This window comes from Sphingobacterium chuzhouense (assembly GCF_014692525.1).
Classification (GTDB): Bacteria; Bacteroidota; Bacteroidia; order Sphingobacteriales; family Sphingobacteriaceae; genus Sphingobacterium; species Sphingobacterium chuzhouense.
In genome coordinates this window covers 93045-105495 of sequence record NZ_JACNYL010000003.1, presented here as the reverse complement: position 1 = coordinate 105495, position 12451 = coordinate 93045, and the positions used below count along the sequence as shown (strand labels likewise).

Sequence of the window (12451 nt, the reverse complement as noted above, 5' to 3'; positions counted from 1 at the left end):
AATCTGCTTTTTAACACAATGTTAGACATTCTATTTATCTAAAAAGTTAAGTTTTTGTGAAAACATCTTTTGTTGCCGTTCCATATCCGATTTTGTTATCTCTTGACGATTCCAAAGCTCGAAAAAACATTTAGCTGTTGCACTGGCATCTTGTTCAGCCTCATGGATTTCTGTCAATGAGTTGTCAAAAATGTATTCGTGAAGCTGCGGCAATCGGAGATATGTTATCGACGGATTGGCGGCATATTTCTCGCTATCCAACATCGTGCAGAAAAACGATTGACTGATGAAGGGATTCTTAAGATTCGCTCTGTAATAATCTGCACTTAGCACTTGTACGTCTAATTCGACGAAATGACCAATAATGAGTGGATTATATTTTTGTATGTCGTACGACAGCTTACGTAACACTTCCTTTCTTTTATCTCCATGCTGTTTCAGAAATTCACTTGTAATACCGTGTACGTTGTAAGAAGAAGAGGTTATTTTTATATCATCGTCATAAATGTATTTGCTCATACGCTTGATTTCCGTTCCGTCAGCTTCGTAAACAATCCAAGCTACTTGGATGACATGTGGCCAATTTTTTTCATCTGAATACGGGCGATTCCAACGCTGTGGAATACCGGAAGTCTCTGTATCGATAAATAGTAGATGGTTTTTCAAAAATGTGATGATTTATTCGAAATAAATAGAACGACTTGATATAGTTTTAATTGCCATTCACTAATATAAAAACTGTTTTGATATTAAACAACAAAGCTTTCCGGTAAGATGGAAAGCTTTGTAATTGTCGGGATGGCCGGATTTGAACCGACGACCTCCAGCACCCCATGCTGGCGCGATACCGGGCTACGCTACATCCCGTATTTTGAGGGCAAATATAACAAAAAAACAGAATTTTGTAAGTCTCTTAAGAAAATCTCTGCTTTTATAAGTTCCATAAATAGAAATCTATTACGGAAAGTCCTTTTAAAGGACTTCCGCAATAAAATTTCCAACTTGGTTGATTATGTCTCTTTTTGCGATAATTTCCCGTAGGTTAATTTCTCCAATGACGTATTTGAAATCTTGCCCATAGAAACGTTCCACTATAGCATCAAACTGAACCTGATTCAAGGTTTCTTCTTTCAGATAGCGAAAATATACCTTTAATTTATAATTCGTATTGTACTGGATTTGAGATGCCTCCAAGTGCTTTTTGTATTCGTAGCGATAGCCATAACGCAACGCAGCGATATCCGAAAGCACAGCGGAGCCGGTAGGGTGTCCGCCAGCACCTTTTCCATAAAAAAACTGCTCGTCTGCAAAAGCGGCTTTTACCAGGACGCCATTGTTTTCATTTTCTACATTGAACAAGATATTGTCAGATGTAATCAACCTTGGCAATACATACAGAACGACCTGATTATTGTTGATTTCTTTTGCGAAAGGCAAGAGTTTAATTTTAAACCCTTTTTCTTTAGCAAAACGGATGTCTCGATCGTCCAGTTTATCAATTCCTATATTGAGGATATCGTCGGGATTCACATAGATTCCGTAAGCGTGGGAAGCAACAATAGCTAACTTGTATTTTGGATCGAATCCGCCCACATCTAGTGTTGGATCTGTTTCTGCAAACCCTAAGTCCTGTGCCTGTTTCAACGCGACGTCATAGCTCTGGTTTTCATTAAATATCTTCGATAGAATATAATTGGAAGAACCGTTGAAGATACCACTAACGGAATGTAACAGCTCATTATCATAGTATTCCTCTAAATTACGAATAATAGGAATGCTTCCGCATACTGCACCTTCATATAATAAAGATGTGCCGTATTCTTGTTGAATGAGTGTAAGTTCTTCTAAATGAGAAGCAATCATCTTCTTATTGGCAGAGACTACATTTTTACCATTTTTTAGTGCCTGCTTGGTGATTTCAAAAGCTGCATTGGCATCGTCTATAAGTTCAACAACGGTATTTATCTCATCATCTCTCAAAATAGATTCAGCATCTGTGGTAAAAAGTTCTGCTGGGAGCGTCCTCTTCTTGTCCGCATTTTTGATAACGAACTTCTTGATTTCTAAATTTAGTTTTTTTGTTTTTATAATATCATATAAGCCCTGTCCAACCACACCAAATCCAAACATGCCTATGATTAATCTTTCACCCATTGTTATTATTTTATTTCTAAAAGTATGTCTATCTATTATTTAATTTTTTCAAATGCTTGTTGCAGATCATCTTTGATATCATCAACGTGCTCAATACCCACCGAAAGGCGTAGCTGGCCAGGGAATACACCTGCACTTCTTTGTGCCTCTTCTGGAAGCTGTTGATGTGTAGTAGCTGCAGGATGTATGATCAATGTTTTCGCATCGCCCACATTGGCAAGATGGCTAATCAAATTCAGTGAATCGATAAATTCATTCGCTTTTTCTGCACCTCCTTTAAGCGTGAACGACAATACCGAGCCATAACCGTTTTTCAGATATTTCTGTGCATTTTGATGGTAAGGGTGGCTTTTCAAACCAGGATAGCTTACTTTTTCTACCTGAGGATGTGCTTCCAGCCATTGCGCAATTTCTAGTGCGTTATCCACATGGCGCTGTACACGCAAAGAGAGCGTTTCTACTCCTTGTACCAACAAAAATGAGTTGAAAGGAGAGAGTGCCGGTCCAAAGTCACGTAAACCTTCTACACGAGCACGGATCGCAAATTGGATATTACCAAAAGGTCCCCCTGGACCAAAAACATCCGCGAATACTAAACCATGGTAACCTTCGGATGGCTCCGAGAACTGCTTGAATTTGCCGTTTCCCCAATTATAGTTGCCACCATCAATGATAACGCCGCCGATACTTGTGCCGTGGCCGCCGATCCATTTCGTTGCCGCTTCGACCACAACATGTGCGCCATGTTCCAGTGGCTTGAAAAGATACCCTCCAGCACCGAATGTGTTATCTACGATTAATGGTAAATCATATTTCTGGGCTAGAGCTGCAATTTTTTCGAAATCGGGAATATTGTAACTAGGATTACCGATAGTTTCCACATAAAGCGCCTTTGTTTTTTCATCTATTAAGCTCTCCATATTTTCTGCGGTACTACCCTCTGCGAACCGCGCTTCTATACCAAGTCGCTTAAACGATACTTTAAACTGGTTATATGTACCTCCATAAAGGTCTGAACCGGTTACAAAGTTTTCACCGCTTTCAATGATGTTTGTTAATGCAATGAACTGTGCTGCCATGCCCGAGGCCACTGCTACGGCAGCGACGCCCCCTTCCAAAGCAGCAATACGTTTTTCAAAAGCATCTGTGGTGGGATTCATGATGCGTGTATAGATATTCCCGAATTGCTTCAGTGCAAAAAGATTGGCACCATGCTCTGCATTTTCAAATACATAGGACGTCGTTTGATAAATGGGTAATGCTCTAGATCCTGTAGTTGGGTCTGCTTCTTGTCCGGCGTGGACTTGTAATGTTTCGAATTTTAGGTTGTTACTTGTTGACATAGTTTATAATGTTTTAATGTAATAAATATAATGATTAAACACGCATTCCCTTTATACGGAAGCTGGTCGTTCATAGGATGGTAATGTGAAATAGGGAAGGAATGTGTTAAAAACCGTACATTACCAAGAACGACTAGCGCATTCGCATAGCTACATAAGTACAACAACAAATAAATGCTGTCGAGCGAAGGAGTTCGTTATTAGAAATGCTTAGTTTACCTATTTCCATTGTCTTATCTATTTATATGTTCCAAAACGATATTGTTATTGGACAGGATTTGGCACCTTTTCAATTCTCTCTTGCTGGTTGCCAGTGGGTCATCGAGCCAGTCTCTCGCCACTTCTTTATAAATCAAGACCTAACACAATGCGAGGTGTTGATTAGCGTACTTTAATAGAAGTACGATGCAAATATAGGGGATTAGGGTCGAAAAGTAAAAATTAAAAATAAAAAAAGCCTTTCCGATTCGGAAAGGCTTTTTGTGGTGCCAGCTGGATTCGAACCAGCGACACAAGGATTTTCAGTCCTTTGCTCTACCAACTGAGCTATGGCACCTTTTTAAGTTTTTGTTTGGAATCTGTTACTTTCAGATTTTCTGGTGGTGCCAGCTGGATTCGAACCAGCGACACAAGGATTTTCAGTCCTTTGCTCTACCAACTGAGCTATGGCACCTTTCGCAATCAGGTTTTTCCCTTGATTGCGTTGCAAATCTATATTCTTTTTTTGAAATCTGAAACTTTTGTCTGCATTATTTTTAAAGTATTTTTCAACTGATTGATTCCTATGGAAATAAATTACACGAAATAAACACGGCTATGTTTCAAATAACCTATCTTTGCACTTCACAAATTTAATATGAGTAAAAAAGGCAGGGTATTGGTCGCGATGAGTGGTGGAGTAGATAGTTCCGTAGCGGCCATTATGTTACATGAGCAAGGCTACGAAGTGATCGGTATCACCATGAAAACATGGGATTATGCCTCGGCGGGTGGTTCATCCAAAGAAACCGGCTGCTGCAGTTTAGACAGTATAAACGATGCCAGAGCATTAGCAGTAGGTTATGGTTTTCCACATTATATATTGGATATCCGGGACGAGTTTGGCGATTTTGTTATTGACAATTTCGTTGATGAATATATCGCTGGACGTACGCCAAATCCTTGTGTGCTTTGTAATACCCATATTAAATGGTCAGCGCTGATGAAGCGAGCAGATAAATTGGATTGTGAATTTATCGCAACAGGACATTACGCAAATATTCGTCTGCATGACAATGGTAGGTATGTTATATCCAAAGGAAGAGACGAAAATAAAGATCAGTCCTATGTGTTATGGGGTGTATCGCAAGAGAATCTTGCGCGGACGCAGTTTCCATTAGGTAATTTTACGAAACAAGAAATTCGACAAATGGCTTTGGAGATGGGACAGGAGGAACTGGCGAAGAAATCTGAAAGCTACGAAATTTGTTTTGTGCCAGACAATGATTATCGCGCATTTTTACGCCATAAACGTCCTACACTCGACGATGAGATAGGGCCAGGGAATTTTGTATTGTCTGATGGTACTGTGGTAGGGCAGCATATTGGTTATCCTTATTTTACCATTGGTCAACGGAAAGGATTAGGTATTGCATTAGGAAAACCTATGTTCGTGATTGAGATACTACCGGAAAGCAATACGGTAGTACTGGGAGAGGAACATGAGCTGGAAAAATCACAGGCGTTTGTACGCGATATCAACTTGATTAAATATGCTTCGATAGAAGAGCCGATGGAAGCAATAACGAAAATACGATATAAGGATGCGGGAGCATTATCTACTATTACGCAGCAAGGTAATATAATGCAGGTGGATTTCGCCCATCGGGTTAAAGGTATCGCACCAGGTCAATCCGCCGTTTTCTATGAAGGTAGTGATTTACTCGGTGGTGGTTTTCTGATGAAATAAAAAAAGGCTTGCAAATTCGCAAGCCTTTTTTTATTTCACTTATAACTTACCAATCTCTTGCGCCAAATCGATGATTTTGTTAGAATAACCCCATTCGTTATCGTACCAAGATACGACTTTTACAAAGTTGTCGTTCAACGAGATACCTGCTTTGGCATCAAAGATAGATGTACGTGCATCACCGATGAAATCCGAAGAAACTACATCATCTTCAGTATAGCCTAAAATACCTTTTAATTCACCTTCAGAAGCTTCTTTCATTACTTTTTTGATGTCTTCATAAGAAGCACCTTTTTCTAAACGAACAGTCAAGTCAACAACAGAAACGTCCGCCGTAGGAACACGCATAGACATACCTGTTAATTTACCTTTTAATTCTGGAAGAACCAATCCTACCGCTTTGGCTGCACCGGTAGAAGAAGGGATGATGTTTTGGTAAGCACCGCGACCACCTCTCCAGTCTTTTACTGAAGGGCCATCAACTGTTTTTTGTGTTGCAGTTACCGCGTGTACCGTTGTCATTAAGCCTTCAAGGATACCGAAGTTATCGTTCAATACTTTTGCGATAGGCGCTAAACAGTTGGTTGTACAAGAAGCATTTGAAACAATCGTGTATTCTGCTTTTAATTCTTTGTGGTTTACGCCCATGACGAATGTAGGTGTATCGTCTTTTGCAGGGGCAGACATCACTACCTTTTTCGCGCCTGCGTCGATATGTTTCTGGGCTGTTTCTTGCGTTAAGAAAAAGCCGGTTGATTCGATAACCACTTCAGCACCTACTTCGTCCCATTTTAAGTTGGCTGGATCTTTTTCAGCCGTTACACGGATTGTATTTCCGTTAACTACTAAATGTCCATCTTTAACTTCTACAGTACCATCAAATTTTCCATGTGTAGAATCATACTTTAGCATATACGCCAAATAGTCAGGTTCTACTAAATCATTAATACCTACAACTTCAATATCACTGCGGTTAATAGCAGCTCTAAAAGCTAAACGGCCAATACGACCGAATCCGTTAATTCCAATTTTCATTTTCTCTATTAGTTTTTATTAATGTAATACTTTATTAAATTTTGAACAGGCTCTTTGATAATAGAACCGATATGTAATCCATGTTCTGCGCCTAGTTCACGTAACCAATCAGCGTAATTGTTGGCTACTGACCCGGTAAAGTTAAACTGGCTGTCTGGATAGTGTTCTGATAAAGGGATCAAATATGTTTTAATATATATTTCCAATCCTCTTTTTACATGTTGCGTGAAGTAGGGTTCATCCCGATGTTCATAGATGAAATCGGCAAAGCTGGTCAAAAACAAATTCGGATTTGGATTATAATACACCCGTTCCAGTATCAAACGTCTATCTATATTATATTTATGGAGTAATTTTTCGCGGATACTGTTTGGCATCGTTTCTGTCAAGAAATCCTTCAATAATTGTCTGCCCAGCCAATTGGTCGAACCTTCATCAGCTAAGATATAACCCATGCCGTAATTGTTGGGTAACACTTTTTTGCCATTATAATAAGCTGCATTCGAGCCGCTACCAATAATCCCTACGATACCCTTTTCGTCTCCAAAAGTTGATTTCGCAGAAGCCTCCATATCATGTCCTGCTTTTACTTTGGCATTTTTAAAGAATTGTGCAAATGTTTGCTCTATCTTTTGCTGCCGTTCGGGTGATGATACACCTGCGCCAAAAAAGAAAATCTTACGAATCTTTTCGGCGTTGTTTATCAAATGATTGCTTTTGTTCAGTAGTTGTGTAATATACCGTTCATCTTGTATATAGGAATTGATACCTGGTGTGCGAAAGCCGTGAAGTACACGTTTTTTATCCGCAATCCGCCAGTCTGCATATCTTGATCCACTAAAAACAACTACAATCATTATAAAATCTCTAAAAATAACTCGCCGAAGCTCGGTTAAAAAGTCAAAAATAAAAATTTAAGACTCGTAATTATTCATACAATAATAATAACCCAAAGGTAAAAAAAACTGCGTGCAAACAAACGGCTATAATGCCATTATTTTTGCAATTTCAACAAGATCTTGGTTGAGTTTCAATTCTTTTTTACTGAGTGCTTCTTCTAAAGGTGTAGTGACCATTTCTGATCCGCGTATTCCAATAGTAGCTCTTGTATTGCCTTTTAAAAGTTCGTTGACTGCTGAGTAGCCCATACGAGTTGCTAGTACCCTATCTGCACTACTAGGTGCACCACCCCGTTGTAGATGTCCTAAAATACTAACTTTAGTATCATAATAATCGAACTTCTCGTTGACGCGTTTAGCGACGTTATTAGCTCCGCCGTTTTTATCACCTTCTGCAACAATCACAATCATGGACGACTTTTTCCTATCGGCTGCATGTTCCAACATTTCGATAAGTTCATCAATGGCTGTCTCCTTTTCTGGAAGAAGGATAGCTTCGGCCCCGCCCGCTACACCTGCGTTCAGCGCAATACACCCAGAGTCACGTCCCATTACTTCAACAAAAAATAAGCGATTGTGGGAAGCTGCTGTATCACGGATTTTATCAATTGCGTCGATAACAGTATTATTTGCCGTATCGTAACCAATAGTAAGGTCTGTGCCATTCAAGTCATTGTCGATAGTTCCAGGTATACACATTACCGGAATATCAAACTCGCGCGAAAATATTTCTGCACCTGTAAACGTGCCATCACCTCCAATCGCAACTAATGCATCAATCCCCGCTGCACGAACATTTTCATATGCCTTAGCACGTCCTTCCACTGTTTTAAATTCCATACAACGGGCCGTTTTAAGGACGGTTCCTCCTTTTTGTATAATAGAACTAACTGATCGGCTGTCCATGTCAAACATGGTACTATCAATCATGCCTTGATAGCCGTGATAAATACCAGTAACTTTCTTGCCATTATATAGCGCTGTTCTCACAACAGCACGGATAGCAGCGTTCATTCCTGGGGCATCTCCCCCTGATGTAAAAACGCCTACTCTTGTTATTTTTTCCACTCGATTACTCATTTTAGGTTCTACGAATATAGTGTGTATTTTTTACACTATTAAATTTTTTTTGTTTTTTTTGGATTATTATGATAATATTGGCAAATATTCATAGAATATAAATAAGTTATACTTACAGATTTAAAAAATCAATTGTTTTGCAAACTCATTTCACCATAGACTGTGTAATATACAGTTTTAACGAAGGTAAGCTTCAGCTATTATTAACCGAAAGAAATGTTTATCCCTACAAAGATTGGTGGGCTTTACCTGGTTTCTTCGCCCAGAAGGATGAGGAGATGGAGGATGCAGTGAAACGTATTCTTTATGAACACACGGGATTAAAGGATATTTTCATGGAGCAATTGGGGGCGTTCGCAGGTGTGAAACGGCATCCCGAAGGACGAATATTGACCGTTGCTTTTTCAACTATTGTGAAATATGAGGATGTAAAATCCAAGATTAAGCCGATGACCTCGTATATGCGTCAAGCAAAATGGTTCGCCATAGACCAACTGCCCGACCTCGCTTTTGATCATGCTCAAATTGTTCAGCAAAGTCTGCAAAAGTTAAAGCATACCATTAACTATTCGACTGCGGTATACGAACTTCTGCCTGAGAAATTTACATTAACGCAGTTGCAACAAGTATATGAAGCCATTTTAGGGAAGACGCTCGACAAGCGGAATTTCCGTAAGAAAATAGCTAACGCTGGGTTTCTCAAGGAATTGCCCGAAGTACAAAAGGGTGTTTCGTACCGTGCAGCTAGACTGTATAAATTTGATAAGCGCAAATTCCAGAAACAAATAAACGCCATGTAAGAGTTAACACCGCCGTTTTGCCCGCCAAAAGTTAATTTACAGTAAGATTACAATTTGTTGATAAATTGTTTCCTGCGATTCCATTTTGTTTTTATACTTTTGAACGTTTTTAGAAAAAAGTCAAAAAGTATAAAGTTAAGAATGGATAGTAAAAAGGAACAGATCATTCAGACAGCTCTCAAAAGGTTCTCTCATTATGGCTTTAATAAGACCACGATGAGCGAGATTGCGATGGATTTGAATATCACAAAAGCCAATTTATATTACTACTATCCCGATAAAAACGCGTTGATAAAAGATGTCTTAGCATATATCTCGGATGAAATTCTTACACAGCAATATGCGGTTCTCAATCAATATGATGGGAGCTTATTAGATGTTTTGTGCAAATTACTGGAGGTTAAGGCTGATTTTTTGAAGGACTACTATGTTCTCCACATAAATGAAAATTTGGAATGGATAAAAGGGCAAGGGATAGGTACACTTTTAGAACAGTTTCATCAAAAAAATATCGGTATCGTAGAGGATTTATTGGAACGAGCAACAAAACATGGTGAAGTCGAGGTACATTCTATTGAAGAAGCAGCGACATCCTACACGGAAATCATGGAAGGGTTAAGCCTTATCCGTAGTGTATCTGACATGATTTCTGGCGTTCCGAATGCGAGAAATGTAGATGTGATACTAGAAAGTCAAAAGAAAGCGACAAAATTTATATTTAACAATAAAATAAAAGAGGAAAATTAGTTTTACAGGTCATGTTTTCAAAAATGGGATTTAAATATTTAGGTGTTTTAGCGGTAGGTTTGCTTTTTCAGGTGAACTCATTGAAAGCGCAAGAAACACTGACGCTTGAAGAAGCGATAAAATTTGCGCTGGAACATAAAGCAGAAGCAAAAACAGCGAAGCTAGATGTTGAAAATGCACAATATCAAATTGATGAGGTACGTGCGGGAGCCTTACCCCAGATCAATGCATCAGGATCATTGAAATATAACATTCTAATTCCTGAAATGGTCATTGATATGGATGGACAGGTTATCACGGCGAGAATGGGTCTGCCCTGGAATTCGAATGCTGTGGTCTCATTGAACCAGCAATTGTTTAACCAATCTCTTTTTACAGGATTGAAGGCTGCAAAAACGACTAGAGAATTCTATCAGGTTAATGCGCAATTAACAGATGAACAATTGATTGAAAAAGTTTCCAATTCTTATTACGATATTTTTCAAACACAACTGCAGTTGCAGACTATCCAAAACAATTTGGAAAACACGAGTAAGACCCATCGAATTATTAATGGTATGGTGGACGCCGGTTTAGCAAAAAAGATTGATTTAGATCGGCTTTCCGTAGCTGTTAATAATCTGGAGTCCCAAAAACAACAGGTATTGAGTGCTTTGGAGATGAAAAAAAATGCCTTAAAGTTTGCAATAGGTATGCCGATGGAACGTGATATCGATTTACCTGACGAAACGTTTGAGATAAATCCAGCAATTTCTTTGGAAACGAACAATATTGAAAATAGATCGGAAATCCAACTAAGTATAAAACAAATCGAATTGTACGAACTGAATAAGAAAGCAAAAAAGGCAGACCTATATCCTCAATTGTCTTTGGGAACTGATTTCGGGTTTACGGGGTTTGGTAAAGGCTTCCCGATAGGAGGGGATTTTATGTGGCCGAAGACATCAAGTATCGGTCTGAATTTGTCGATACCGATTTTTACCGGTGGTGCTACAAAAGCTCGGATTAATCAAGCAGATATTGATATCCGAAAAGCGCAAGTAGCGTTGGAGGACACGAAACTAGGGATTACCTTGGCAAATGAAAATGCAAAAACACAAATCAAGAATAGTCTCTTGACTGTTGATGCAAATCGCAGAAATGTAGTGCTTGCTAAAGAAGTTTTGAGCGATACACAAAACAACTATAATAACGGTTTAGCAACGTTAACAGATTTGCTAGATGCAGAGAAGGCATTAGCAGATGCAGAGACGAATCTGAATACGTCCTTGCTAGACTATAAATTAGCAGAAATACAGCTTATCAAAGCAAACGGAAATTTAAAAACATTAATTAACGAATAATCAACTTATTTATAACATAACAAATATGAAACGGGTAATTTTAACGGTAATCATCATTGCTGCTGTTTTAGTAGGGATCGTGTTTATTTTGAATCAGAACAAGGCGAAAAACGAAGCTGATACAGCTACGGTAGCCATTCAAAACGCAGCGGTCGCCGTTCGTGCTGATACAGCAGATTTTAAAGATGTAAACGCACAATATATAACGAATGGTGTGTTTGCTCCTAAACAAGAAGTGATGTTATCGGCGGAAGCGTCAGGTAAGGTCGTTCGTGTACTTGTGGAGGAAGGTGCCTATGTAAGAGCTGGTCAGACCTTAGCGATCATCGATGGTGACAAACAGAATGTCAACGTGACAAATGCACAAGCAACATACAATAATGCAGAAGCAGAAGTTGCTCGTTTTGAAAGTGCTTTTTCTACCGGTGGAGTCACCAAACAGCAGTTGGATCAGGTGAAACTTCAGTTGGAAAATGCAAAAAATAACTTGAAATCAGCACAGTTGTCAGCTTCAGATGTAAATATCACAGCTTCCTTTGCTGGCGTTATTAACAAGAGAAATATTGAGCCTGGTTCTTATGTAAGTCCCGGACAGGAATTGTTTGAAGTAGTCAATGTTTCTACGTTAAAGTTGAAAATAAATGTGGACGAGAAAAATATCGGGCAGACGAAGTTAGGGCAGAGTGTTAAAGTAGAATCACCTGTATTGCCTAACCAAACATTTAATGGTATCGTAACGTTTGTAGCGCCTAAAGCAGATGGTAGCTTGAACTTCCCTGTGGAATTAGAGATAAAGAACAATGCAAATAACGATTTGAAAGCCGGGATGTATGGCACTGCTTATTTCGGGAGTGAACAATCTGTTAACGCATTAGTCGTACCACGTAACGCCTTTGTAGGAAGTGTGAGCTCTAATCAAATCTTTGCCATTGAAGATGGAAAAGCTGTAATGAAAAATGTGGTATCTGGAAGAAGCTTTGGCGATTATATCGAAATTGTTTCTGGTTTAGAAAAAGGTACGGTTGTCGTGACTTCCGGCCAAATCAATCTTTTGGAAGGCACACCGGTAGAAATTATTAAATAAGAAGTAGGGTAGAAAAAT

At 39.0% G+C, this 12451-nt stretch carries 11 protein-coding genes, 3 tRNA genes and 1 riboswitch; of the genes, 5 read left to right on the top strand and 9 right to left on the bottom strand.

Translation table 11 applies throughout. The features are described 5' to 3' along the window. Positions 1-30: 30 nt before the first annotated feature. The 6 genes from H8B21_RS12465 to H8B21_RS12440 form a co-directional block, all read right to left on the bottom strand. Positions 31-666, bottom strand: a complete 636-nt coding sequence (locus H8B21_RS12465) for a 3'-5' exonuclease (RefSeq protein ID WP_190314117.1) — start codon at positions 664-666, stop codon at positions 31-33. Positions 667-793: 127 nt separating this feature from the next. Next, positions 794-867 (bottom strand) — tRNA-Pro (locus tag H8B21_RS12460). 105 nt (positions 868-972) lie between these two features. Continuing rightward, positions 973-2154: a homoserine dehydrogenase gene (locus H8B21_RS12455; RefSeq protein ID WP_190314116.1), complete on the bottom strand. Its 1182-nt coding sequence runs from the start codon at positions 2152-2154 to the stop codon at positions 973-975. A gap of 35 nt (positions 2155-2189) precedes the next feature. Beyond that, positions 2190-3497 (bottom strand): O-acetylhomoserine aminocarboxypropyltransferase/cysteine synthase family protein, encoded by a 1308-nt coding sequence (locus H8B21_RS12450; RefSeq protein WP_190314115.1) that lies wholly within the window; start codon positions 3495-3497, stop codon positions 2190-2192. Positions 3498-3735: 238 nt separating this feature from the next. After that, positions 3736-3851: riboswitch (SAM riboswitch) on the bottom strand. A gap of 129 nt (positions 3852-3980) precedes the next feature. Further along, positions 3981-4053, bottom strand: a tRNA-Phe gene (locus H8B21_RS12445). Positions 4054-4094: 41 nt separating this feature from the next. After that, a tRNA-Phe gene (locus H8B21_RS12440) sits at positions 4095-4170 on the bottom strand. Positions 4171-4353: 183 nt separating this feature from the next. On the opposite strand from H8B21_RS12440, the gene mnmA reads away from it, so the two are divergent. Beyond that, positions 4354-5445, top strand: a complete 1092-nt coding sequence (gene mnmA, locus H8B21_RS12435; protein ID WP_190314114.1) for a tRNA 2-thiouridine(34) synthase MnmA — start codon at positions 4354-4356, stop codon at positions 5443-5445. 39 nt (positions 5446-5484) lie between these two features. Here the strand turns inward: mnmA and gap are convergent, their stop codons facing one another. From gap to pfkA, 3 genes are all read right to left on the bottom strand, one after another. Continuing rightward, positions 5485-6480 (bottom strand): type I glyceraldehyde-3-phosphate dehydrogenase, encoded by a 996-nt coding sequence (gene gap / locus H8B21_RS12430; RefSeq protein ID WP_190314113.1) that lies wholly within the window; start codon positions 6478-6480, stop codon positions 5485-5487. 8 nt (positions 6481-6488) lie between these two features. Further along, positions 6489-7337: a hypothetical protein gene (locus H8B21_RS12425; protein ID WP_190314112.1), complete on the bottom strand. Its 849-nt coding sequence runs from the start codon at positions 7335-7337 to the stop codon at positions 6489-6491. Positions 7338-7463: 126 nt separating this feature from the next. Further along, a complete protein-coding gene (gene pfkA / locus H8B21_RS12420; protein WP_223815009.1) occupies positions 7464-8459 on the bottom strand; it encodes a 6-phosphofructokinase in 996 nt (331 codons plus the stop codon). A 137-nt stretch (positions 8460-8596) separates the two neighbouring features. Here pfkA and H8B21_RS12415 point away from each other — a divergent pair, with 137 nt between their 5' ends. From H8B21_RS12415 to H8B21_RS12400, 4 genes are all read left to right on the top strand, one after another. Then, positions 8597-9259 (top strand): NUDIX hydrolase, encoded by a 663-nt coding sequence (locus H8B21_RS12415; RefSeq protein WP_190314110.1) that lies wholly within the window; start codon positions 8597-8599, stop codon positions 9257-9259. Between the two features lie 141 nt (positions 9260-9400). Then, the gene (locus H8B21_RS12410; RefSeq protein ID WP_190314109.1) at positions 9401-10006 is read left to right on the top strand and encodes a TetR/AcrR family transcriptional regulator; all 606 of its coding nucleotides are present in this window, start codon (positions 9401-9403) and stop codon (positions 10004-10006) included. Between the two features lie 23 nt (positions 10007-10029). Continuing rightward, a complete protein-coding gene (locus H8B21_RS12405) occupies positions 10030-11349 on the top strand; it encodes a TolC family protein (RefSeq protein ID WP_190314108.1) in 1320 nt (439 codons plus the stop codon). Positions 11350-11374: 25 nt separating this feature from the next. Next, positions 11375-12433: an efflux RND transporter periplasmic adaptor subunit gene (locus tag H8B21_RS12400; RefSeq protein WP_190314107.1), complete on the top strand. Its 1059-nt coding sequence runs from the start codon at positions 11375-11377 to the stop codon at positions 12431-12433. Positions 12434-12451 lie beyond the last annotated feature (18 nt).

Excerpts from the sequence above, each read along its gene's own strand:
- H8B21_RS12455 (WP_190314116.1), bottom strand. The coding sequence starts at position 2,154 with ATGGGTGAAAGATTAATCATAGGCATGTTTGGATTTGGTGTGGTTGGA.
- H8B21_RS12450 (WP_190314115.1), bottom strand. The coding sequence starts at position 3,497 with ATGTCAACAAGTAACAACCTAAAATTCGAAACATTACAAGTCCACGCC.
- mnmA (WP_190314114.1), top strand. The coding sequence starts at position 4,354 with ATGAGTAAAAAAGGCAGGGTATTGGTCGCGATGAGTGGTGGAGTAGAT.
- gap (WP_190314113.1), bottom strand. The coding sequence starts at position 6,480 with ATGAAAATTGGAATTAACGGATTCGGTCGTATTGGCCGTTTAGCTTTT.
- H8B21_RS12425 (WP_190314112.1), bottom strand. The coding sequence starts at position 7,337 with ATGATTGTAGTTGTTTTTAGTGGATCAAGATATGCAGACTGGCGGATT.
- pfkA (WP_223815009.1), bottom strand. The coding sequence starts at position 8,459 with ATGAGTAATCGAGTGGAAAAAATAACAAGAGTAGGCGTTTTTACATCA.
- H8B21_RS12410 (WP_190314109.1), top strand. The coding sequence starts at position 9,401 with ATGGATAGTAAAAAGGAACAGATCATTCAGACAGCTCTCAAAAGGTTC.
- H8B21_RS12405 (WP_190314108.1), top strand. The coding sequence starts at position 10,030 with ATGGGATTTAAATATTTAGGTGTTTTAGCGGTAGGTTTGCTTTTTCAG.
- H8B21_RS12400 (WP_190314107.1), top strand. The coding sequence starts at position 11,375 with ATGAAACGGGTAATTTTAACGGTAATCATCATTGCTGCTGTTTTAGTA.